A 23,494-nucleotide genomic window follows, 5' to 3' on the forward strand; every position below is an offset into this window, starting at 1 on the left:
ATGCCAATTGAGATTTACAATAATGTCTGCTGCCGACGCCCTGCCCGAGCCCAAGCTGCTGCAATTGTTCGATGTGCTCTACCACTGCCGTAGCGTTACCCGTGCCGCCGAACAGCTGGGCCAGAGCCAGCCGACCATCAGCATCTGGCTGGCCCGCCTGCGCCAGCAACTGAACGACCCTCTGTTCGTGCGCACCCCCGGCGGCATGGCCCCTACCCCGCGCGCCGACCAGTTGATCGGGCCTTGCCGCGAAGTCCTTGAGTCGCTGCGCAGGCTCACCGCCTGGGAGCCGCAGTTCATCCCCGACACGGCACAACGGCGCTTTCGCCTGTGTGTCAGCGATGCCAGCCATATCACCCTGCTGCCAAGCATCCTCAACCACCTGCGCACGCATGCGCCGGGCATCCGCCTGGAGGCTGTGCGCATCGATGGCAATAGTGAAAGCGCGCTGGAGTCGGGTGAGGCCGACCTCGCCATCGGCTTTGTGCCTTGGCTGGGTGGCGGGATGTACCAGCAGGTCCTGTTTGAACAGGACTGGGTATGCCTGAGCAACCGCCAACACCCGCGGCTGGAAGGCGGCATGAACCTGGCCCGCTACCACGCTGAGGGCCATGTGCAGATCAGCGCGGGGACGGGTCAGAAGTTGCTGGAAGCAGGGCTGGCCCGCGCCAGCATCGAACGTCGCATCGTGCTGGAGCTACCCGCGTTTCTCGGGCTGGGGATGATCGTCGGCACTACGGACCTGGTCGCAACCCTGCCTCGGCACATCGGCCAGACACTAGCCGATATGCACGACCTGCAAGTGCACGACTGCCCGTTTGCGGTTGAGGGTTTCACGGTGAAGCAACACTGGCACGCCCGCTACCACCAGGACAGTGGCAACCGCTGGCTGAGGGAGGTGATCCACAACCTGCTCGGCCGCCCGGCCTGAAGCACGCCCTCGCTTACAGGCCCATGATCATCTCGTGCCAGGCCATGCCGCCGTGATCCGACGGTGACGGCTTCACATACCGGTAGCCCAGCTTCTGGTACAGGGCCACATGCTGCTCTTTGCACATCAGGTGAATGGTCTGCTTGCCCGACGCTTTCATGCGGGCGATGAATTCATCCATCAGCCGTTTGGCGTAGCCTTTGCCCTGATGTGCCGGGTCCACCACTACTGACATGATCACCACGTTCGGTGCTGCCGGGTCGTGGCCGACCAGTTCCTTGGAGTCTTCATCAGACATGACGACTTCGTGGGCGCAGCCGCTGTTGATGAAACCGACGATCTCACCCGCGTTTTCCAGGATGAGAAAGCCTTGTGGATACTGTGCGATGCGGGTGCGGATCTTCTCCAGGGTGGCCGCCTCATCCCCTTCATAGGCGCCGATTTCAATGGCGTAGCAGCGTTCGGCGTCTGCGGCGGTGGGGGTGCGGAACTGGGGAGTACTCATGGCTGATTCCTTGGAAACGTGAAAGCGTCTGCCATGGTAAATCATGAGCATGCACTGGCGTTATCGGGCCGGGGGCAGAATGGGTTGACGGGGCCGCTTTACGGCCCCATCGGTTTAACGATCAAACCACCGATTTCAACGGCACACGCCCACTCATCCGCTCCAGCATGGTCGCGCAGTACCAGTCATCGAACTGGCATACCCCGTTTTCGGCATTCTCCGAGAACGGCCCTGGTTCATAGGCCGGCGACGACACCCCCGCATGCGTGCCTTCCACCAGACGGCGGTCCTGGTCGTTGGTTGCCAGCCACACCTTGGTCAAGCGCTCAAGGTCGTAGTCCACTCCTTCCACTGCCGACTCCGGCACCAGCCACTTGGTGGTTACCAGCGTCTCCCCGGGGCCAATCGGCAGCACGCGGAAGCTCAACGCATGGTCGCCCAAGAAGTGGTTCCAGGTAGACGGGTAATTGAAATACAGCAGCGCACCGATATCCGCCTCGCCACTGCTGTCCAGGCGCCCGTTCACGGCAGGCTTGCCGTCCATGGTGTAGCTGACGGCGCCGGCCGAGAGCGGGATGCGAGTCATGCGGAAGCGCCCCAGCGGGTCCATGACCAGACGGCTGGGCATTCCGGCTGACTCGCAGCGGGTCCAGTGGGCCACCAGCTCAGGGTCATCATCACCGCCCACACCAGCCACCGACAGGTTCTCGACGAACGAGTTGAGCAGCTCCGGGTGAGTGCCGTCGCAGTGGTAGCACTCACGGTTGTTTTCGAACACCAGCTTCCAGTTGCCCTTCTCGATCAGGTTGGACTCGAAGGCAACCTTGCAGTTTTCCAGGCCGTGCGGGGCGATGAACGGGCTGACCGCAGCGCGGAAGCTGCCAAAGTCCGGGGCCTGTTGCGCCACACACACGTAGATGTAGGTGTGAACGACTTCGACATGCACGGGCTTGAGGTTGTAGTGCGTCTTGTCGAAGTCCGCGCCCATGTTGCCGGCGTAGATCAGGTTGCCGTCCAGCTCGAATGTCCACTTGTGGTACGGGCACACCAGCTTGGCCACTTTACCGCTGGCGTGCTCGCACACTTTGGCCCCCCGGTGGCGGCAGGCATTGTGGAACGCGCGCACTTCGCCGTCCTTGCCGCGTACGACCGCTACCGGGTAGTCGCCAATCTGCAGGGTGAAATACTGGCCGGCCTTGGGGATCTCGAACGTATGACCGGCGAACACCCAGTCCTTGTGCCAGATCTGCTCCAGGTCCTGACGATAGACTTCAGGATCCAGATACAACTCACGGGGCAACACATGTCGCGGCTTACGCTGTTTGATCAGACCCATGACGGTTTCATTGCTATTCATTATTATCCTCCAGCCAACCGCTGCGCACGACAACGACCGGCAATGACCGAACCTTGTAGTTGTTAATTCACACCCTGCAACTTTTCGGAGAGCAAACCCACACTTCCGCTCATTTCAAGCAACCATTACAACCCTTAACCCACCACCAAAATTCATGCATCAAAGATGCAACTTCAAACTTCCCACCGGGCAAACTTTGAAAGTATCCAGTCCCGCACCCGCACGCAGGCATCGTCATCGGTTTTTTCCCGGCACGCCAGGTAGTGCTGGCTGTTACGCAACGTCACGTGTTCCCGCACCGGCCTGGCCAGCCGGCCCTGCTCGACCAGCCCGGCTACCAGCTGGTTCCAGCCCAGTGCGACACCCTGGTTGGCCAGCACCATGTTGATGATCAGGTTGTAGTCATTGGCGTGGAACAGCGGCGGGCTATCGATGCCACGCGCGTCGATATCCACGTTGTGGTACGCCAGCCACACACTCCAGTCCACATGCTCGGCCACACCCGCCCGGCCGTAGGGGCTCAAGTCCAGCAGCGCGCTGTCGCGCAGGCCCTCCAGCGTGCCGATATCGGGGTGCCGCCGCAGGTATTCTGGGGAGCACACCGGGTAAATCACGTCGTGGCACAGTGGGTAGAGCGTGTAGGCCTCCCCCGGGTTGGCGAGCTTGGAGATGATCACATCCGGCTCCACACCCGGCTCACGCGTCAGGAAATTCTGCGTGGTGATCAGGTTGAGTTCGATGTCCGGGTTGTTGGCACGAAACGCATTGATGTGCTGCGACAACCAGAATGCGGAAAACGCCGGGGAGCAACAGATGGTCAGTACGTGTTTTTCCTGCGGGGTACGGCGAATGCGCTCCGCCGCCTGGGCAATGTTCACGAACGACAACTGCGACGCCTCGAAAAACACCGAACCGGCGGGCGTCAGCTCAACCGTGCGGCCCACACGCTCGAACAACCGCGCACTCAGGTAGGTTTCCAGCTCGCGAACCTGCCGGCTGATCGCTGCCTGCGACACGCACAAGGCTTCTGCGGCGCGGGTAAAACTCTGGTACTTGGCAGCGGCGACAAATGCTTTAACGGCACGCAACGAGGGCATGCGAAGTAACAAGGTATCCGGGTCAACGTGCCGCTGCGACATCCTGGTGTGTTCTCCTCGTTCCGTGTACAAGATAATTGAATCGTACACAGCCGCCGAAAAAACACATCCGCACTTAAATTACTTTACGTATAACTTTGAGTTATGCGTAACTTCGCACACCCTCGCCAATAACGCGACGTTATCGGAAAGCCCGTATTAAAAGCGTTGGACGCAATAACGCCCACACACTTACATTATTTACCGATCTGTCTGCCAGCGCCTGGGTGACCCATGACAATAACGACAAGAGCATTCAGCCACACATTCAAAGAGCGCAACCTGGGTTTCATGGCACAACCGGTTGCACGGTCGGCACCCTCGCGGGTCGGGTTTCTGCTGCTGGACAACTTCTCCCTGCCCAGTTTCACCCAGGCCCTGGATGTACTGGTAACCGCCAACCTGATCGCACCCGGGTCGATCCGCGTGCACACCTTCAGCCACAACCACAACGAAGTGATGAGCGACCTGGCCATCCCCATCCGGCCAGACACGCCGCTGACCGATGTACGCCTGTGCGACCTCGACATCATGGTGGTCTGCGGAGGGCTGCGTGCCGCACGCACGGTCCCCGGCTGGCTGACCGCGCTGCTGAAACGGCTTGCCAGGTTCCCCGTGGTGCTCGGCGGCCTGTGGAACGGCGCCTGGTATCTGGGCAGTGCCGGCTTGCTGGATGGCTACCGCTGTGCCATCCACCCCGAGCAGCGCATTGCCTTGGCCGAACGCGTGCCGCACGCCGTGGTCACCCACGATGCCCTGGTGCTCGATCGGGACCGGCTGACTGCCGCCTCGCCAGCGGGCGCCTTCGACATGATGCTGCAGTGGCTGAACATCGGCTGCAGTCAATCGCTGGCCGATGCAGTACTCGACACGCTGGACCATGACCAAAGCAGGTTCCGCAGTGTTCAAAGGCCGCTGCAACCCAAGGTCAGCCGGCCCCTGCGCGAAATCATCAAGCTGATGGAGGCAAACCTGGAAGAGCCACTGTCGCCCGGGCAACTGTGCCAGGCGGTCGGTTTGTCCGTACGCCAGGTGCAGCGGCTGTTCAAGGACCAGCTGGACACCACCCCGCAAAAATACTACTTCCAGCTGCGCATCACCGAAGCGCGGCGCCTGATCCAGAACTCCAGTGCATCGATCTTCGATGTGTCCATTGCCTGCGGCTTTGTGTCATGCACCCATTTCAGCAGGTCCTACAGTGCGTTCTTCGGCCACCCACCTTCCAAAGAAGTGCGTCATGAAATCTGAAAGACAAGGAGCGCAAGCGGAAGGTTTCTGAACACGCCGTCACCGGCACACACAATAAAAATAATCGCATAGCCATCGATCACTGAATTTTCGAGATGGCTTCACGGCGCCGTTTTGGTCGCCGCGCTGCCCCTTCACTCGAAAACCCATATCGGGAGACAAGCATGACAAGTCCTACTATTTCAGTCGAAGATGTACCGCTAAACAGGTTCCACAAACTGCTCACATTGCGCTCCGGTGGCGGCTCGTTCGTCGATGGCTATGTGCTGAGCATCATCGGCGTCGCCCTGGCGCACATCACCACTGCGTTGTCATTGAACAGTTTCTGGGAGGGCCTGATCGCCGCCTCGGCCCTGATCGGCATTTTCTTCGGCGGGTTCCTTGGCGGCTGGCTGACCGACCGCCTCGGCCGCAAGCGCTTGTTCTTCGTTGGCCCCACGCTGTTCATCGTCGCATCGCTCGGGCAGTTCTGGGCCGATTCGGCGTTGGCCATCTTCCTGCTGCGGCTGGTCATCGGCATTGCGGTAGGCATCGAGTACCCGGTCGCGACTTCGCTGCTGGTCGAGTTCATGCCCAGGAAGTACCGCGGCCCTCGCCTGGCCATGCTGACCATTCTGTGGTTTGCCGGTGCCGCAGCGGCCTACATCGTTGGCGAATTGCTGCTGCGCAGCGGGGCCGAGGACGCCTGGCGGCTGGTGTTGGCCAGCTCTGCCAGCATCGGCCTGGCCCTGTTCGTGGTCCGTATCGGCACACCCGAATCGCCCCGCTGGCTGCTCAGCAAAGGCCGTAACGCAGAAGCGGAACAGGTGATCAAAACGGTGTACGGCCATGACTTTTCCCTGCGCAACCTGCCCGAGGAAAACGCCAGCTACAAGGTGAACATCTGGAGCCTGCTGTATGCCGGGTACGGCAAGCGCATGCTGTTCGTCATCGTGTTCTGGACCTGCTGCATCATCCCGCTGTTCTCGGTGTACGCGTTTGCGCCCAAGGTGCTGGCGGCGCTTGATGTGAAAGGCGACAGCGCCTCGATCGGCTCGGTACTGATCACGCTGTTCTTCGTGGTCGGTTGCATCGCCGCCACTCGGCTGATCAACGTCGTCGGCCGGCGCAACCTGCTGCTCTACAGCTTCCTGGTGTCGGGGTTGGCCCTGCTGTGCCTGGGTACGTTCCACAGCAGCGCGGGCATCTGGATCCTGGTGTTCTTCGCGCTGTATGCATTGTTTATCGGCGGTGCGCAGGTGCTTACGCTGGTGTACCCGAACGAAATCTTCCCCACCGAAATCCGTGCGTTCGCCGTCGGCATGGGCACCTCCATTTCGCGTATCGGCGCGGCGGTGGGCACCTACCTGGTGCCCATGTCCCTCGACGTGCTGGGCATCGCCCAGACCATGTACGTGGCAGCGGCCATCACCTTCTTCGGCCTGTTGATGTCCTGGGCCCTGGCCCCGGAAACCCGCGCACTGAACCTGCAACAGGCCGCCGCCCTCGGCTAGGCCAGCCGCGTGGTGCTTGATGCTGGCCAAGGATGGCAAGCATGATGGGCGTATACCCCTCACACCATGGATACGCCTATGACCGCTGCACCCTCCCCCCTCGTGGAGCCCGGCCGCTGCAAACGCTTGAAAGCGGCCAGCAGCCGGGACCATGACAGCGTCGATCAACTGGTGATGGCGGCACGCCCTTTCGAAAACCGCGAGCGCTATGGCCGCTTCCTGCAGGTACAGCACCTCTTTCACGGCAGCCTGTTGACGTTGTACAACGATGCACAGCTCAACCAGCACCTGCCGGGGCTGGTTGGGCTGTCGCGCTTCGCTGCGGTCGAAACCGACCTGCGTGATCTCGGCCTGCCTCTGCCAACGCGCCCTCAACCAGTCTGCGTCGGCCCGGCCGAGGCCTTGGGCTGGCTTTATTGCAGCGAAGGCTCGAATCTGGGTGCGGCGTTTCTGTTCAAGCAAACCCAGCGCCTCGGGCTCGATGGCGACCAAGGCGCCCGCCACCTGGCGCCACACCCGGATGGCCGTGCGCTGCATTGGCGCGAGTTCGTTGCCCGGCTCGACGGCCTGGTGCTGGACGAGCAGGACGAGGCCGCAGTGGTCGCTGGCGCGATTGCCGCGTTCGACAGTTACCGGGCGCACTTGCGTGTGATATTTGCGGGTTTATGAGCTTGTGGCTCAGTGATACCCCTCGCCGTCCTTCACCTTGCCGCGGAACACGTAATACGACCAGGCCGAATACCCCAGGATGAACGGAATGATCAGCAACGCCCCAACCAGGGCGAAGCCCAGGCTCTGCGGTGGCGCCGCCGCTTCCCAGATGGTCAGGCTGGGCGGCAGCACGTACGGCCAGATACTGATGACCAAACCGCTATAACCGAGGAACACCAACACCAGCGACCAGACGAAAGGCCCGGCATGGGGCGTACCGCGCAACGACCTGAGGATCGCCCAGGTGGCCACCAGCACCAGTACCGGTACCGGCAGGAAGAACCAGAAGTTCGGCAGGCTGAACCAGCGGTCGAAGATCGCCGGGTGCGTCAGTGGCGTCCAGATGCTCACAATCAGCATCGCCGCCACCGTCGCCAGGGTGATCGGTGAGCAGGCACGGATGATACTGGCCTGCAGCCGGCCCTCGGTCTTCAACACCAGCCAGGTGGCGCCCAATAGCGCATACGCCACCACCACGCCGATCCCGCAGAACACGTTGAACGGTGTCAGCCAGCTCATCAGCCCGTTGGTGGCCACACCATCGACAATCGAATGCCCGTCGATGAACGCGCCCAGCATCACGCCTTGGAAAAACGCCGCCGCATACGACCCGCCAATGAACGCCCGGTCCCAGAACGGCTTGTGCGCATCATCGGCCTTGAAACGGAACTCGAATGAAACGCCACGCCAGATCAGCCCGGCCAGCAGGCCGAGCGCGGGGATGTACAGTGCGCTGAGCAAAATGGCGTACACCTTGGGGAATGCCGCCATCAACCCTGCCCCGCCCAGCACCAGCCAGGTTTCGTTGCCATCCCACACCGGCGCCACGGTGTTGACCATGGTATCGCGGTGGTCGCGGTCGGTGATGAACGGGAACAGGATGCCGATACCCAGGTCGAAGCCATCCATGATGACGTACATCATCACGCCAAAGCCGATGATCAAGAACCAGATCAGCGGAAGATCAATACCCATGACAGCGTCTCCGGTCAGTCTGTGTAATTAGGCGAATGCGGATACAACGGGTCGTCCACCGCCGACAACGGGCGGGCCGGCCGCTGGTTGGCGGTGACCGGGTGTTCGTGGTCGTCGTGCGCCTGCGGCCCCTTGCCCACCATGCGCAGCATGTAGATGATGCCGGTGCCGAACACCGCGATGTACATCACCACCAGCACCACCAGGCCCACCGACAACGTCAGCGCCGAGTGATCGGAAACTGCGTCCTTGGTGCGCATCAAGCCGTACACCACCCAAGGCTGGCGGCCGATCTCGGTCACGTACCAGCCGGCCAGCAGCGCCACTAGCCCCGAAGGCCCCATCCACAGGGCAAACCGTGCCAGCCCCCGCGACTCGTACAATCGCCCCCGCCAGCGTTGCCAGGTGCCAAACAGGCCGAGCACGACCATCAGCAACCCCAGGCCAACCATGACCCGGAAGCACCAGAACAGGATGGTCGCGTTGGGCCGGTCTTCTTTCGGGAAGTCTTTCAACGCCGGGATCTGCCCGTGCAGGCTGTGGGTCAGGATCAGGCTCGCCAGGTTGGGGATCTCGACCTTGTAGCGGGTGGTTTCGGCCTCCATGTCGGGGATACCGAACAGGATCAGCGGCACACCCTGCCCTGGCGTATTGCTCCAATGGCCCTCTACGGCGGCAATTTTCGCCGGTTGGTACTTGAGCGTGTTCAAGCCATGCATGTCACCAATCAGCACCTGCAGCGGCGCGGTGAACAGCAGCATCCAAAACGCCATCGAAAACATCTTCTGCACTGCCGGGGTGCGATTGCCACGCAACAGGTGCCACGCCGCCGAGGCGCCGACGAACAACGCGGTCGACAGCATGGCGGCGGTCACCATGTGCGCCAGGCGGTACGGGAACGACGGGTTGAAGATGATGGCGAACCAGTCCACGGGCACTACCACGCCATTGATCACTTCGTGGCCTTGCGGCGTCTGCATCCAGCTGTTGGACGCCAGAATCCAGGTGGCGGAAATCATCGTCCCCACGGCCACCATCAGGGTGGCGAAGAAGTGCAGACCACGGCCGACCTTGTGCCAGCCGAACAGCATCACCCCGAGAAAGCCCGCTTCAAGGAAGAAGGCCGTCAGCACCTCATAGGTCAGCAACGGGCCGGTGATGCTGCCGGCGAACTGCGAGTAGAAGCTCCAGTTGGTGCCGAACTGGTAGGCCATGACCAGCCCCGAGACCACGCCCATGGCGAAGTTGACGGCGAAGATCTTCGACCAGAAGTGGTAAAGGTCGAGGTAGGCGTTTTCCTTTTTCCACAACCACAGGCCTTCCAGCACAGCCAGAAACGCCGCCAGACCAATGGTGATGGCCGGAAAAATGATGTGAAAGGTAATGGTGAAACCAAACTGTATACGGGCCAGCTCCAGGGCTGTAAGGCTGAACATGGCTATGCCTCGCTCCGTTGTGAAAGACGTTGCAGCAGCGTGCGTGGCCGGGCCTGCCGATGGGTGGCCGCGGCCTCCTGCCAGCGCTGGGCCGGTACGCTGGGCGAAACCAGGGCGCTGGTGAAGCCGCACTGCAGTAACATGGCGAACTGGTCAGGCAGCAATGGCCCGGCGGCGCGCAGGTCGCCGGTGAACCCATGGCGCTCGCGCAGCAGCCTGGCCAAGGTGAAGCCACGGCCATCGCGTGACCTGGCGAACTCGATCACGATCAACGTCAGGTGGCCAAGCAACGCCAGCACCTGTGCCGGGTCGTGGTCGGCGGTCAGCCACAGGCCCTCGGCCGGCTGACCGAAACGCATGTGGTAGTCGTCCCACTGCTGCGGTTGCAGCACGGTGTGCGGGGCGTAGGTCGGCAGCGCTTCGCTGCCCAGGTAGCGCCAGCTGTCGGGCTGCGCCTGGCCTTCACGATCAACGAGCATCACGCAGCACCTCCTTGAATGGCTCGATACCGACGCGGCGGTAGGTGTCGAGGAAGCGTTCACCGCCCTCGCGCAATTGCAGGTAAATGCCAACGATGGCCTCGACGATGTCGGGCACCTCCTCAAAGGGCACCGAACGGCCAAGGATGGTCCCCACCGCAGCGTCCTCTTCGGCACTGCCGCCCAGCGTGATCTGGTAATTTTCGTGACCAGCCTTGTCCAGGCCGAGGATGCCGATATGCGCCACATGGTGGTGGGCACAGGCATTGATGCAGCCGGACACATTGAGCTTGAGCTCGCCGATCTCCTGTTGCCGGGCTGCGTCGAAACGCTGGGCGATGCGCTGGGCGACCGGCACCGAGCGGGCGGTGGCCAGGCTGCAGTAGTCCATCCCCGGGCAGGCGATGGCGTCAGACAGCAAGCCGATGTTGCTGGTCGCCAGCCCCGCCTGGCGCAGGGCCTGCCAGACGCTGTACAAGTCAGCCTGACGGATGTGCGGCAACACCAGGTTCTGCTCGTGGGAAACACGGATTTCGTTCAGCGAGTAAGCCTCGGCCAGGTCAGCCAGGGTGAGCATTTCCTCGGCGCTGATGTCTCCGGGGATGCCGCCCGGTGGCTTCAACGAGATCACCGCGCTGATATAGCCACGCTGCTTGTGCGGGTGGGTGTTGGTGCGTACCCAGCTGGCGAACGCGTTGTCGTCTGCCCGTGCGCGCAGAAAGCTGTCACACAGCCCGGGCAATGCCTCGAAGGCGGGTTGCACGAAGCGGGCATGAATGCCCTGGACGATGGCGGGCTCCAGGTACTGATGGTCAGCCGGCAGGCTGGCGAACTCCTGCTCGATCATCTCGATGAAACGGCCAGGCTTGAGCTCGCGCACCAGGATCTTGATGCGTGCCTTGTACAGGTTGTCGCGCCGCCCCAGGGCGTTGTAAACCCGCAAGATGGCTTCGACGTAGCGCAACAGTTCACGCTCCGGCAACCACTCGCGCACCCGGGTGCCGACGATCGGGGTACGCCCCAGACCACCACCGGCATACACCTGGAAGCCCACCTGGCCCTGTTCGTTGCGCTGCGCCAGTATGCCGATATCATGAAAGCGCACCGCCGCACGGTCTTTGGGGCTGCCGGTGATGGCGATCTTGAACTTGCGTGGCAGGTAAGTGAATTCCGGGTGGTCGGTAGACCACTGACGGAGGATCTCGGCATGCACCCTCGGGTCGAGCACTTCATCTTCGGCGGCACCGGCAAAGTGGTCGGTGGTCACGTTGCGGATGCAGTTGCCGCTGGTCTGGATGCAATGCAGGTCGGCATCGGCCAGTACCGACAGAATTTCCGGCGTATCCGCCAGGTGCGGCCAGTTGAACTGGATGTTCTGCCGGGTGGTGAGGTGGCCGTAGCCTTTGTCATAGGTGCGTGCCACGTAGGCCAGCTGACGCAGTTGCACCGCGCTCAAGGTGCCATACGGAATGGCCACGCGCAGCATGTAGCCGTGCAACTGCAGGTACAGCCCGTTCATCAGCCGGTAGACCTTGAACGCCTCTTCATCCAGCTCGCCACTCAGGCGGCGGGCAACCTGCTGCTCGAACTGGCGGGCGCGGTCCTTGAGGAACTCACGCTCGAACGGGTCGTAACGGTATACCCCAGCCTGCCCCGCCGCAACCGGCAGCAGCGGCCGTAACCCCTTGCCGACCTGTACCGGCACCCCGGGAGCCTGCTTGCCAAGGTCGCTGCGTACCGACGGGCCGCGCGCACGCAACCGCTCACGCAGGCTTTTGGGTTCAGGCTGGCCATCGACCAGCCAGGCTTCACAAGGCGTCGGCGCAACCACCTGGTTGGCCCGCACGGCAGCTTCGGCCGCGAAGGTTGCCGCTTCCAGGGCCTGCGCATCGAAGGTGCCGGCCTGTTGCAGTGTCTCTACCCACTCATGCCCGGCATCAAGCCAGACCACAGCCCCATCGCCCAGGCGGTTGGCGCAGATCAGATGACAGTCATCCATCGAACATCTCCATGACTAGCAGCCCGGAAGCGCTTATCGTTGCAGCCCTGCAGCGCCGTTCCGGTGCACATCAAAATAACCATACGCTTTCCATTTTGTATGGATTTATTAACAACCGTATGTCATGATATTCCTATGCGTATGGACTGACAACCGGGGGATATACTCATGCCTCTTGCCGACACGCCAAGAGAAAACGCTCAAATAGGCTGGACAAGGCCATTCAAACCAAAGAGCGGCCCAAGATACATACAGATTGCCGACATGATCGCAGAATCCATACAGTCTGGAGTTTTGCAGGACGGCGAACAAATCCCACCGCAGCGTGCGCTGGCGGCGCACCTGGGTGTCGACCTGACCACGGTGACCCGTGCCTACGCCGAAGCGCGCGACCGAGGCCTGATTGCCTCCTACAGTGGCCGCGGGTCGTTCATTCTGGGTGCCCGCGAAACACCCACGCCGGCAGGCATTGACCTGACCATGAACATCCCGCCGCAGCCGGCCAATGGCTCCATGGCCCAATGGGTAAGCGCCGGGCTTGAACAGGTACTGCAAAGCAACCGCATCGAAGCACTGTCGCCCTACCAGGATGAGCCGACCTCCCGCTCGCTGCTGCAGGCCGCGCAGGGCTGGTTGAAACCGGCACTGGGTGATCTGGACAGCCGCAGCCTGGCCCTGTGCCCGGGTTCGCAAGCGGCCGTATTCGCCATCCTCAGCGCCCATGCCCGCGCGGGTGACGCCGTGCTGTGCGACCCACTGACCTACCCCGGCCTGTTACTGGCCGCCCAACAACTGGGGCTGCGCATTGTCGCGGTGGCCGGTGACGCCGACGGCATGCGCCCCGACCATCTGGAGCAAGCCTGCCAGCAAAGCGGTGCGCGCCTGCTGTACCTCAACCCCACGTTCCAGAACCCTACAGCGCACACCATGCCCGTGGCCCGGCGCCAGGCGATTGCCGAAGTGCTGCTCAAGTGCGGCATCACGCTGATCGAGGACGACCCCTACCGCTATCTGCTTGACGACGCGCCAACGCCCATCACCTGCCTGACCGGGGGTGCCAATACGTATTACCTGGCGTCGCTGTCCAAGTGCCTGTGGCCAAGCCTGCGCACCGCTTTTGTGCTGCCCCCGCGTGGCGATGACGGCCATGCCCTGCTCAACGGCCTGCGCGCCTCGAGCATGGGATGCTCAGCCCTGCTGCTGGCCTTGGTCGAGCAGTGGATCCGCAGTGGCACCGCCAGGGAGCTGGTACAGGAAATCCAGCGCGAAGCCCGCGCCCGCCAGCACTTGGCACGCACACTGCTGAGCCATGAGTTCCAGGCGCACCCCACCGGGCTGCACCTGTGGTTACCGTTGCCGGCGCACTGGCGCCAGGAACGGTTTACCCAAGCCCTGGATGATGTGGGGGTGAGTGTGGCCGGGGCGGACTCGTTCAGCGTTGCGCCGCAAGGGCCGGAGGCCGTGCGTATCTCGCTGGGCGGGGCACCGGACCAGGCCGTACTGGGGCAAGCGTTGCGCAAAGTAGAGGGGATGTTGAAGGAAGACCGCCGCCGTGGGGGGCGGGCTTTTGTGTGATCGGCCAGTCAGATGAGGTTTCTGGCAAGCCGCGCAAGCGGCATCAGGTGTGAGCAAATGTTCTACAAGTTGTTGCCGTAGCGAACTTTTTCTCGATAGCGGGTCTATTTCGCAGGTACAGAAAGGTAGCGGCTCACGAGACAAGGTTCGCCCCCACCTGCTGGCCAGATGGCTCAATTGTTATCAGAGGTTGGCTTCGCTCATGAAAATACATGTCGCAAGGTTGATGCTGCTCGGCCTGTTCTCGTTCGCGGCAATGGGTTCGGCATCGGCAACACAAATGAAAGCACCGGTGGTGGCGACCCCGGCTGTTCAGTCACCGTTGCAGCCTGCCGGCAACCCCTGGTCGAGCGTGGCCTCCGTGGCCGTCGAACAGCCGGCCACGCTGTTGGCGCATGATGACGACCGCTGGCATGACCACAGAAGCGACTGGCGCCGTGAGCAATGGCGACGTGAGCAAGCCCGGCGGGACTGGGAGCGGCGGCGGGACTGGGAACGCCGCCGTGACTGGGAGCGCCGCCATGAGCGGGCGATGCACCAGCGTCACTATGACGACCACCGTTACTACCGCCGTTGAGGGCACTGCGGCAGCACTTGCACTGCCTGATCAGTGAGTCAGGTGGGGGTATCCCCCACCGCCTCTGCCTCCATCTTCAAACGGTCAGCCTTGCAAATGTATTTGGGCTTGCGCGGTGCCAGCTTGGCACTGGCCTTTTTGGCATGCGCCTGCAACAGCTGCTTGATCTTCTTACGACGGTTCATAATCCACAGGGCCTGTCAGTACGTTTTAGCGGCCGCCATCATACCCGTGCAACCGCCGTATTGCGCACCCCACGCCACCCCTGGGTTCAGAAACTGTATTTGGTGCTGAACATCACATTACGTGGCTCGCCGTAGAATCCGGTGTAGAACGTTGGGTCCAGCGCGCTGAGGTATTTCTTGTCGAACAGGTTGTTGACGTTCACGGTCGCGGTCAGGTTGTTGCTCAGGTCATAGCGCGCCATCACGTTGAACACTGCGTAATCGTCCTGGGTCGCCTTGACCGTATGGCCAATCTGCCACGGGGCATCGGTCAGGCTCAGGCCGCTTTGCCAGTTCATGCCGCCACCCACCGTCAGGCGATTGAGCTCGCCCGGCAGACGGTAGGTGGTCCAAAGTTTGACCATGTTCGCCGGGGCGATGGTGTTGATGCGCTCATGGTCCGCATCCTTGGTCAGGCTGTGGCTGTAACTGGCAGTGACGTTCCAGCCGGGCGTGATCTCGCCGAAGAGTTCCAGGTCGATACCCCGCGTGGTGGCACCGGACACCGCCTTGTAGGCACGCTCGCGATCGGTTCCCTCGACGAAGCCGCCACTGAGCACACCCAGGTTGTCCTGCTTGATCTGGTAAAGGGCAATGGCTGTGTTGACACGCCCGTCCAGCAGTTCGCTTTTAAGGCCGATTTCATAGTTGTCACCTTCGCGCGGTTCCAGCGTGGCGCCACTGCTATCGCGCAACGACTGTGGCTTGTAGATCTTGGTGTAGCTGGCATACACCGAATGCTGCGCATTCAGGTCGTAAACCACGCCAGCGTAGGGCGTGACAAAACCGGACTCGCGGGTTGCCTGATGGTTGGTCGAACGGGTGTAGGGCGCGTTGTAGATTGCCTTCTTCTTATAGCTGTAATCGCCGACGCGGGCGCCGAAGATCAGTGACAGGTCGTCGGTCGGTTTGAAACGCGCCACCATGTACGCAGCATCCTGGCGGATGGTGGTGTCATCGTTCATCAGCTTACCCACCGAGACCGGGCGGTCAGTGGTGTTGTCCCAGTCGTAGATATTGACCGGCCTCATTTCCAGGTCATCGTCGTCCGGGTTGCTGTAGTCGTGAAACTCCGAGGCGCTCACCCCCACTACGAGCTCATGCTGGCGGCCAAACAGCTGGAATGGCCCTTGGGCCATGGCATCGATACCCAACTGGCGCTGCGAGCCGTAGCCATCACCGCCATACAGGTAGGCCCCATCGCCAGTTTCCTTGTTGGGGAAACCGCCACTGGCCGACGCCAGCGAATAGTCACGGGTGCTGTACATGTTGTTTACCGACACCTTCAGTTTCCAATCGTTAACCAGGCCCTGTTCCAGGGTGGCAAAGGTATTGAGGGTGTTCTGCTGACGATAACTCCAGCGCGAGGCGGCGTTGGTCGAGCGGGAAAAGTCGGTTTGCTCGCCGTCATCGTAGAACAATGGGAAGCTGGCAAACGAAACCCCGCGTGGGTCGTTTTTCTGGTAGTCGAAGCCGACCGTCAGCAGGGTGCTGTCAGTGAGGTCCGCTTCGAGGATGCCGTAGTAGGTCTGTTTTTCCTGCTGGTAATGGTCGATGTAGCTGTTGCCTTGCTGATAGGCCACTACTGCACGTCCACGCAGGCGCGCATCGGGGGTCAATGGGCCGGCTACATCGACTTCTGTCCGATAGGTGTCCCAAGAGCCCGCGCCCGCACTGACCGAACCGTGAAATTCCGCCGTGGGCCGCTTGCGGATCAGGTTGACGCTGCCCGAAGGGTCGCCCGCTCCTGTCATCAGCCCGGTGGCACCCCGGACAATCTCGACCCGGTCATAGATTGAGGTGTCGATCATGCTTTGCGGGCTGGCACTGGTTTGCACGATCAAGGTGGTGGGAATGCCATCGAACTGGTAGCTGTCGATCGAATAGCCACGCGAGTAGATGTTCACCCGCTCGCTGTCGATGTTCTGGACGTTCAGGCCAGGCGTCTGCTTGAGCACGTCACTGAGCGTGTTCAATTGCTGGTCTTCGATGCGCTGGCGTGTCATCACGCTGACAGTCTGCGGGGTCTCGCGCAGCGACAGCGCCAGTTTGGTCGAGCTGTTGCTGGAACCGGTTGTGTAGGAGCCTGTCCCTTCAGTGGTGGCGCCCAGGCCAGCCGCATTGATAGTGGTCGCACCAAGCTCCATGGCCCCACTGTTGTCTGCCGTGGCCAATACGTAGCGCTTCTCCCCTGCCTGCACCACGCGAAGGCCGCTACCTTGCAACAGGCGAGCAAAGCCTTGTGCCAGTTCATAGTCACCTTGCAGGCCGGGCGAATTCAGGCCTGCGGTGTCTTCCGAGCTGAAGGTGATCATTACCCCGCTCGCGGCCGCAAACCGGCTGAGCGATGCAGCCAGACTGCCGGCCGGGATGTCGTAGACGATGGCCCAGGCGGGCGTTACCGCCAGCAACGAGCCGGTGAGGCCCAAGGCTAGAAGAGAGGGGCGTACGAACATGAAGAGAATCCTGTCGAGGTTGGCAATAACTGCGTCTGATGCGCATGTGCAGGTAGAGCCGAAACAGGAAAGAAAAACTGTTACCCCTCCATGCAAAATATTTTCAGGCCGCCTTGCCCTCGACCCGCACCCAATAGCGGGTCAGGCGACGCACCCGCACCGGCAGGGAATCTTCAAGGTTGGCCAGCACACCTTCGCTGTCATCCAGCAAGAACGTGCCCGACAGTCGCAACCCGGCAATTTCCGGCGAGCACCCCAGATAACCCGGTCGATATCGGGACAGCTCGGCCAGTACATCCGCCAGCCGCCAGTCGACCACCACCAGCATGCCTTGCGTCCACGCCGAGCCTTGCGCCACGGCCGGCAACAACTGCCCGAGCGTGTCAGCGGTAAAACTTGACGCCTGCCCTGCTTCAATACGCAAAACTTGCCCAGTGGCCTGCCGCGGCTGCACCTCGACCGCATGGGCTTCGACCGTGACCCGCGAAATACCTGCGCCCTGGCGCACCGTAAAGCGCGTGCCCAAGGCCAGCACACGGCCTTCGGCGGTTTGAACACTGAGCGGGCGCGCATCCTTGGCCGTCTCGACCAGTATCTCGCCCTGTCGCAACAGGATCAGACGCTGCAGGCCGTCGAACTGCACATCCACCCGCGAATCGGTACCCAGCACCAGCCGGCTACCATCGACCAGGGTGAAGTGGCCGCGCTGCCCCACACCCGTGCTGTAGTCTGCGCTCCAGGGTGAGACTTGATAGCCCCGCCAACCGGCTACCCCCACCCCCAACAGCAAGGCCAGCATTTTCATTGCTGCACGACGCTGTTGCCGCGCCTGTTCCAAGGTTGCACCCGCAAGGCCTGCCGGGGCCTGGCCCAAGCGCTGTTGCAATTGCTCGATGCGCTGCCAGGCGTGAGCATGCTGCGGGTCCGCCGCCAGCCAGGCACGCCACTCACTGCGTGTGCTATCGCTGGCAGCGCTGTCATGCAACTTCACATACCAGTCCACCGCCTGAGCCAGGACGCGCTTCATGCTTCATCCAGCAGCAGGCAGTGCATCAGGCCCCTGGCCAGGTGCTTTCGAACCGTGCTGACCGAAACCCCGCAGCGTTCGGCGGCTTTTTCGTAACTGAGCCCGTCGAGTTGCACCGCGAGGAAGATCTGCCGGGTACGCGCGCCCAGGCCATCAAGCAGGCGGTCGATGGCCAGCAGACTGTCGAGGATCAGTGCACGGGTTTCCGCAGAAGGCGCATGCTGTTCCGGACGCAACATGAGCGCATCGAGGTAAGCCTGCTCCAGGCTTCGGCGCCGATACAGGTCAATGACCAAGCCGCGGGCAATGGTCGCCAGGTACCGGCGGGGCTCCTGCAAAGTGCTGGATGACCGGGCCAGGAGCAAACGGACAAACGTATCCTGAGCAAGGTCCGCCGCATCGGCGGAGTTATTCAGCCGATGGCGCAACCAGCCACGGAGCCAGCTGTTGTGGTCACGATAAAGTGCGTGCAGATGCTCATGGGGTGCTGCGTCGGAGGCCATTATGGACATTCCCTCTCCCTGCCGGCGGGCGATGCAAATAAGAATTTATCTCGATTGTATTGGCAAGCCTGCGCCTTGGGAAGCCAGCATTGACGCCATGTTCATCGCCTTGTTGACGCTATTTTCACAGTCAACCGATTAGCGTCACACCCTTTCTGGTCGCAGCAAACCTGCTGGCTACCAAGGTACGACGAGGCATACGTGTCACACACTACATCCCCCGCCGCGCACAAGCGCGTGGACTGGGCCGGCCTGGGCTGGCTTTTGCTGTTCTTCTGGTACTTTTCCGGCGTAACCCAGGCGTTGCTGCTGTTCAGCGGAACGACCGGGTTTGCCGGTTTTCGTGATGCGTTCTTCCTCAGTAGCCTGTGGCTGGCCCCGGTGCTGCTGGTGCCGCGCTTCACCCGCGCCACTGCAGCGGTCATCGGCCTGGTGCTGTGGGGGGCATCGCTGGTGGGCTTGAGCTACTTCGGCATCTATCGCCAGGAGTTCTCGCAAAGCGTCATCTTCGTGATGTTCGAGTCCAACACCGCCGAAGCCGGTGAGTACTTCAGCCAGTACTTCAGCATCTGGCTGGGCCTGGCATTGCTGCTGTACACGCTGGTGGCGGTGCTGCTGTGGAAACGCGTACGCCCGGTCAGCCTGCCCCTGCGCAGCCGCCTGCCGGTGGTCGCCTTGTTGCTGGTGGCCAACCTTGTGTACCCGTTCTACAAGCAGATGGTCACCCAGGAGCGCAATTTCGCCGATGCCGCCGAGAAGGTGCAGCAGCGCATGGAACCCGCCGTGCCCTGGCAGTTGCTGGTCGGCTACCGGCAGTACCGCCAGCAACTGGACAACATGCAGGAGCTGCTGGCCCAGAACGCCGCATTGCCGCCGCTGCAAAACCTGCGTGACAGCAGCGGAACGGCGCCCCGCACCCTGGTGCTGGTACTGGGCGAGTCCACCACCCGCGAGCACATGCACCTGTACGGCTATAACCGCGACACCACGCCCAACCTCGACGCCTTGGCCGCCAGCGACAAAGGCCTGACGGTGTTTCGCGATGTGGTATCGCCACGCCCGTACACCATCGAAGTGATGCAGCAGATCCTCACCTTCGGCGATGAGCAGAACCCGGACCGCTTCCTCACCGACCCGTCGCTGATCAACCTGATGAAACAGGCAGGCTACAAGACCTTCTGGATCACCAACCAGCAGACCATGACCAAGCGCAACACCATGCTCACCACCTTCTCGCAGCAGACGGACGCGCCGGTGTACCTGAACAACCAGCGCAACCAGAATGCCAGCCAGTACGATGACGTGGTGCTGGCGCCGTTCGAGAAGGCCCTGCAGGACCCTGCACCGAACAAGTTCATCATCGTGCACCTGCTGGGCACGCACATGGACTACCGCTACCGCTACCCGGACGACTACACGCACTTCACCGACAACCAGGGCGTGCCGGGCAAACTGACGCCGGACCAGGTCAAAACCTACAACTTCTACGACAATGCGGTGCGTTACAACGACTACGTGGTCTCGAGCCTTATCAAGCGCTACTCGGCCGGTAACCCCAATGGCTTCCTGGTGTACCTGTCCGACCACGGTGAAGACGTGTACAGCTCCGGCGACCACGACCGCCTCGGGCGCAACGAGGGCGCGCCGACCCGGCCGATGTACACCATTCCGTTCCTGCTGTGGACCTCGCCCAGCTGGCAGGCCGAGCACCCTCGTGACTTGCAGGCGATGGCCAACCGCCCCTACAGCAGCTCGCACCTGATTCATACCCTGTCCGACCTGGCCGGGCTGAGCTATGACCGCTTCGAGCCGGCCAAGAGCCTGGTAAACCCGCAGTTCGTGGCAACACAGCGCTGGATCGGCGACCCCTACCGCAAGGATGGCTTGCGCGAATTCGACCACCTACCGCTGGACAAGCCTGAGCGGGCACAGGAAACAGCCAGCACCCGGCAGTAAGCCGGCACCTGCAGGAGCAGCCTTGTGCTGCTCCTGCATGGTTTGCGAGATACCGTCCGCCTCATAAATTAAATTTAAATTGATTTTAAACTAAGCCTGCATCACGCTCTGCCCATACCCTTGGCCCGCAGAGCAGCCCCCATGTCCGCAGCCCCCCGAGAACCCCGCAAGGACGGCGCCGTCACCCGTACGCGCATCCTCGAAGCCGCTGGCGAACTGTTCGCCGCGCTCGGCTACGCCGAAACCAGCAACAAGGCTGTCGCCGCCAAGGCGGAGGTAGACCTGGCCTCGATCAATTACCACTTCGGTAGCCGCAACGGCCTGTACCTGGCCGTCCTCGACGAAGCACGCCAGCGCTTCCTCGACCTCAGCGACCTGCAACGAATCACCCAAGGCAGCCAACCGGCAGCCGAAAAGCTGCGCGTGCTCGTAGAGCTGGTAGTGCTCAAGGCCACTTCGGCCCGGGACAACTGGCACCTGCGGGTGCTGGCTGCAGAAATCCTCGCGCCCAGCCCCCATGGCCAGGCACATCTGCAGGCCGCCGCACCCTTGCGGCTGTCCCTGCTCAAGGGGCTGTTCAGCGAGATCAGCGGCATTCCTGTCGACGAACCGGCCCTGACCCGCTGCATCCTCTGCGTCACTGCCCCTTGGGCGATGTTGCTGATCGGCCCACGCGGTGGCGCCGGCGCGCTGCACGAAATCCTGCAAATGCGCGTCGAGGCAGTTGCCGACCAGTTGTACCGCTTCGCCCTGGCAGGCCTGCTAGACGCCGGCCAACAACATGCCCAGGCCCACGCCACATACCGTTGAGGTCAGCCTCATGCAACCGATATCCACGGACACCTCCCCCGCCGCAACGGATGCGCAAACCTCTATCCCACTGCTGCTGGCAGCCCTGATGCTGGTGATGTTCCTGGCTGCCCTCGACCAGACCATCGTCTCGACCGCGCTGCCGACCATCGTCAGCGACCTTGGCGGGCTGCGCTGGTTGTCCTGGGTGGTCACCGCTTACCTGCTGGCCTCCACGGTGGTGGTGCCGCTGTATGGCAAGTTCGGCGACCAGTTCGGCCGCAAGCGTGTGCTGCAGGTCGCCATCGTCCTGTTCCTGCTGGGCTCGGCGCTGTGTGGCGCGGCGCAGACCATGGCCCAGCTCATCGCCTTTCGTACCCTGCAAGGGTTGGGCGGTGGCGGCCTGATGGTCGTGGCAATGGCCGCCATCGGCGATGTGATTCCACCCGCCGAACGGGGCCGCTACCAGGGCCTGTTCGGCGGCGTGTTCGGGCTGGCCACCGTGGTCGGGCCGTTGATCGGCGGTTTTCTGGTGGAGCACTTGTCCTGGCACTGGATCTTCTACATCAACCTGCCGCTGGGCCTGCTGGCGCTGCTGGTGATCGGCAGCGTATTCCGCCCGCATGTGGCCCTGGTCCGGCATACGGTGGACTACATTGGCGCGTTCTTCCTCACCGTCGCCCTGGGCTCGGTAGTGCTCATCACCAGCCTGGGCGGCAGCCTGCTGGCGTGGCAGTCACTGGACATGCTGTGCCTGTCGCTGTTTGCCCTGATCGGCCTGGCGGGTTTCGTCCTGGAACAGCGCCGCGCCGCCGAGCCGATCATGCCACTGCACCTGTTCCGCCACCGTACCTTCGTGCTCGCCGGGCTGATCGGTTTCATCGTTGGTGTGTCGCTGTTCGGCGCGGTCACCTTCCTGCCGCTGTACATGCAGGTCGTGAAGAACGCCACGCCTACCAGTGCCGGGCTGCAGATGTTGCCCCTGATGGGGGGCTTGTTGGTGGTGTCGGCCATTACCGGTCGGCTGATCAGCCGGTGGGGGCGTTACCGGGTGTTCCCGATCGTCGGCACCCTGCTGCAAGTGCTGGCCCTGGGCCTGCTCAGCCAGCTTGAACTGGACACCCCTGTGCTGCAGTTGAACCTGTACATGGGCCTGCTGGGTGCCGGGCTTGGCATGGTCATGCAGGTGCTGATCCTGGCCGTGCAGAACAGTGTCGAGCCACGCCACATGGGCGTTGCCACTTCCGGGGCAACCTTGTTCCGCTCCATTGGCGGCGCCATCGGCGTGTCGGTGTTTGGTGCATTGTTCTCGCACACCCTGTTGGGTGGCCTTGCCAGCGATTTCGCCGCAAGCGGCGGTGGCCCGGCGAGCCTTTCACCGGCGGCTGTACACGCGCTGCCCGCTGCCCTGCAGCACAGCTACCTGCAAGCGTTTTCCGGTGCGATGCACGGTGTATTCCTGCTGGCCGGGCTGATCACCAGCGTGGCCTTCGCACTGTCCTGGCTGCTGCGCGAAGTACCGCTGCGCCGCGCCACACAAGCCTGAAGGCAGGATGCCAGCGCGCCGCCCGCGTGGGACTTATACCGGTGCAGCGCAACTGCCGTTCCGGGCACTCCCCCGCACCGCCTCGGCCAGCTTGCGCAGGTTGGCCTGGTGCGCATTCACCAGGCTGGTGATGCTGTTGTCCGCGGCGGTCTGCACCGACGTGCGGCAGGTCAGTTCAGCCTGCCCTGCCTGCTTCAGGCGCCACACGGCCTCCAGCGAGGCATAGCGCCCCGGCACCGTATCGAAACGCTGCACATCCACCCGCAGTGCCGCCTTGCTGCCAGCCGCCGGCCCGCCCAGCTGGTCCTGCAAGGCGCTGCGAAATTCATCCACCAGGTTGGCGCCCCACCATTCCGTTTCCAGAATGGCCAGGCCGCTCTGGCCCTGCCGCACTACCAGTTGCGGGCGGTCCACCTGCGGCGGCACCACCACCCGGGTCACCTGGATGTGCTGCCCGCTGTCGCGCACCGGCTCACTCGCCACCAGCGTGTGGTAGTTGTTGGGCGTACTGCTGCAGCCCCCGAGCCACACCAGCAGGCTGGCCACACACACATTGCGCAGTCGTTGCATC

21 protein-coding genes are annotated in these 23,494 nt (G+C 62.4%); 9 read left to right on the forward strand and 12 right to left on the reverse strand.

The annotated features are described in order from the left end of the window. Window positions 1–22: 22 nt before the first annotated feature. Window positions 23–931 carry a LysR family transcriptional regulator gene (locus tag N436_RS12535; protein WP_110741168.1) on the forward strand — a complete coding sequence of 303 codons (909 nt, stop codon included), beginning with the start codon at window positions 23–25 and terminating at the stop codon, window positions 929–931. A 13-nt stretch (window positions 932–944) separates the two neighbouring features. On the opposite strand, the gene N436_RS12540 is transcribed toward N436_RS12535, so the two are convergent. The 3 genes from N436_RS12540 to N436_RS12550 form a co-directional block, all read right to left on the reverse strand. Then, a complete protein-coding gene (locus N436_RS12540; protein WP_110741169.1) occupies window positions 945–1,436 on the reverse strand; it encodes a GNAT family N-acetyltransferase in 492 nt (163 codons plus the stop codon). Window positions 1,437–1,557: 121 nt separating this feature from the next. Continuing rightward, complete coding sequence (locus tag N436_RS12545) at window positions 1,558–2,793, reverse strand: SRPBCC family protein (RefSeq protein ID WP_105948487.1); 1,236 nt, start codon at window positions 2,791–2,793, stop codon at window positions 1,558–1,560. A gap of 173 nt (window positions 2,794–2,966) precedes the next feature. Then, the gene (locus tag N436_RS12550; protein WP_105948486.1) at window positions 2,967–3,932 is read right to left on the reverse strand and encodes a LysR substrate-binding domain-containing protein; all 966 of its coding nucleotides are present in this window, start codon (window positions 3,930–3,932) and stop codon (window positions 2,967–2,969) included. A 288-nt stretch (window positions 3,933–4,220) separates the two neighbouring features. Here N436_RS12550 and N436_RS12555 point away from each other — a divergent pair, with 288 nt between their 5' ends. From N436_RS12555 to N436_RS12565, 3 genes are all read left to right on the forward strand, one after another. Next, window positions 4,221–5,177: a GlxA family transcriptional regulator gene (locus N436_RS12555; RefSeq protein ID WP_256589808.1), complete on the forward strand. Its 957-nt coding sequence runs from the start codon at window positions 4,221–4,223 to the stop codon at window positions 5,175–5,177. Window positions 5,178–5,341: 164 nt separating this feature from the next. Further along, a complete protein-coding gene (locus tag N436_RS12560; protein WP_105948484.1) occupies window positions 5,342–6,670 on the forward strand; it encodes an MFS transporter in 1,329 nt (442 codons plus the stop codon). A 78-nt stretch (window positions 6,671–6,748) separates the two neighbouring features. Beyond that, window positions 6,749–7,339 (forward strand): biliverdin-producing heme oxygenase, encoded by a 591-nt coding sequence (locus tag N436_RS12565; protein ID WP_110741170.1) that lies wholly within the window; start codon window positions 6,749–6,751, stop codon window positions 7,337–7,339. Between the two features lie 9 nt (window positions 7,340–7,348). Here the strand turns inward: N436_RS12565 and cydB are convergent, their stop codons facing one another. From cydB to N436_RS12585, 4 genes are read right to left on the reverse strand one after another with little or no spacing between them, the layout of a single operon-like run. After that, the gene (gene cydB / locus N436_RS12570) at window positions 7,349–8,356 is read right to left on the reverse strand and encodes a cytochrome d ubiquinol oxidase subunit II (RefSeq protein ID WP_105948482.1); all 1,008 of its coding nucleotides are present in this window, start codon (window positions 8,354–8,356) and stop codon (window positions 7,349–7,351) included. 14 nt (window positions 8,357–8,370) lie between these two features. Continuing rightward, a complete protein-coding gene (locus N436_RS12575) occupies window positions 8,371–9,792 on the reverse strand; it encodes a cytochrome ubiquinol oxidase subunit I (RefSeq protein ID WP_110741171.1) in 1,422 nt (473 codons plus the stop codon). Between the two features lie 2 nt (window positions 9,793–9,794). Continuing rightward, the gene (locus tag N436_RS12580; protein WP_105948480.1) at window positions 9,795–10,271 is read right to left on the reverse strand and encodes a DUF934 domain-containing protein; all 477 of its coding nucleotides are present in this window, start codon (window positions 10,269–10,271) and stop codon (window positions 9,795–9,797) included. Further along, window positions 10,261–12,270 carry a DUF2849 domain-containing protein gene (locus N436_RS12585; protein WP_110741172.1) on the reverse strand — a complete coding sequence of 670 codons (2,010 nt, stop codon included), beginning with the start codon at window positions 12,268–12,270 and terminating at the stop codon, window positions 10,261–10,263. The genes N436_RS12580 and N436_RS12585 overlap by 11 nt, the downstream gene beginning before the upstream one ends. 264 nt (window positions 12,271–12,534) lie before the next feature. Between N436_RS12585 and N436_RS12590 the strand changes: the two genes are divergently transcribed. Together N436_RS12590 and N436_RS12595 are read left to right on the forward strand one after the other, a co-directional pair. Further along, window positions 12,535–13,845: a PLP-dependent aminotransferase family protein gene (locus N436_RS12590; RefSeq protein WP_256589950.1), complete on the forward strand. Its 1,311-nt coding sequence runs from the start codon at window positions 12,535–12,537 to the stop codon at window positions 13,843–13,845. 226 nt (window positions 13,846–14,071) lie between these two features. Beyond that, window positions 14,072–14,422 (forward strand): hypothetical protein, encoded by a 351-nt coding sequence (locus tag N436_RS12595; protein WP_110741174.1) that lies wholly within the window; start codon window positions 14,072–14,074, stop codon window positions 14,420–14,422. A 38-nt stretch (window positions 14,423–14,460) separates the two neighbouring features. Here N436_RS12595 and N436_RS12600 read toward each other — a convergent pair whose 3' ends face one another. The 4 genes from N436_RS12600 to N436_RS12615 all read right to left on the reverse strand — a co-directional run bounded on the left by N436_RS12600 (window position 14,461) and on the right by N436_RS12615 (window position 18,641). Next, entirely contained in the window at window positions 14,461–14,607 is a 147-nt protein-coding gene (locus N436_RS12600; RefSeq protein ID WP_016714615.1) for a DUF2986 domain-containing protein, read from the reverse strand. Between the two features lie 86 nt (window positions 14,608–14,693). Next, window positions 14,694–17,102 carry a TonB-dependent receptor gene (locus N436_RS12605; protein ID WP_110741175.1) on the reverse strand — a complete coding sequence of 803 codons (2,409 nt, stop codon included), beginning with the start codon at window positions 17,100–17,102 and terminating at the stop codon, window positions 14,694–14,696. A 103-nt stretch (window positions 17,103–17,205) separates the two neighbouring features. Continuing rightward, a complete protein-coding gene (locus tag N436_RS12610) occupies window positions 17,206–18,129 on the reverse strand; it encodes a FecR domain-containing protein (protein ID WP_110741176.1) in 924 nt (307 codons plus the stop codon). Next, window positions 18,126–18,641, reverse strand: coding sequence for a sigma-70 family RNA polymerase sigma factor (locus N436_RS12615; protein WP_110741177.1), 516 nt, complete (start codon window positions 18,639–18,641; stop codon window positions 18,126–18,128). Before N436_RS12615 ends, N436_RS12610 begins: the two co-directional genes overlap by 4 nt. A gap of 192 nt (window positions 18,642–18,833) precedes the next feature. Between N436_RS12615 and N436_RS12620 the strand changes: the two genes are divergently transcribed. The 3 genes from N436_RS12620 (at window position 18,834) to N436_RS12630 (ending at window position 22,923) form a co-directional block, all read left to right on the forward strand. Further along, window positions 18,834–20,588 (forward strand): phosphoethanolamine transferase CptA, encoded by a 1,755-nt coding sequence (locus tag N436_RS12620; protein WP_110741178.1) that lies wholly within the window; start codon window positions 18,834–18,836, stop codon window positions 20,586–20,588. A 141-nt stretch (window positions 20,589–20,729) separates the two neighbouring features. Beyond that, window positions 20,730–21,398 carry a TetR/AcrR family transcriptional regulator gene (locus tag N436_RS12625; RefSeq protein ID WP_105948472.1) on the forward strand — a complete coding sequence of 223 codons (669 nt, stop codon included), beginning with the start codon at window positions 20,730–20,732 and terminating at the stop codon, window positions 21,396–21,398. Between the two features lie 10 nt (window positions 21,399–21,408). Beyond that, complete coding sequence (locus N436_RS12630; RefSeq protein WP_110741179.1) at window positions 21,409–22,923, forward strand: MDR family MFS transporter; 1,515 nt, start codon at window positions 21,409–21,411, stop codon at window positions 22,921–22,923. A 33-nt stretch (window positions 22,924–22,956) separates the two neighbouring features. Here N436_RS12630 and N436_RS12635 read toward each other — a convergent pair whose 3' ends face one another. Then, window positions 22,957–23,493, reverse strand: coding sequence for a membrane integrity-associated transporter subunit PqiC (locus tag N436_RS12635; RefSeq protein WP_110741180.1), 537 nt, complete (start codon window positions 23,491–23,493; stop codon window positions 22,957–22,959). Between the last annotated feature and the right edge of the window lies 1 nt (window position 23,494).

It is taken from the genome of Pseudomonas sp. RV120224-01b, assembly GCF_003208145.1.
Lineage (GTDB): Bacteria > Pseudomonadota > Gammaproteobacteria > Pseudomonadales > Pseudomonadaceae > Aquipseudomonas > Aquipseudomonas monteilii.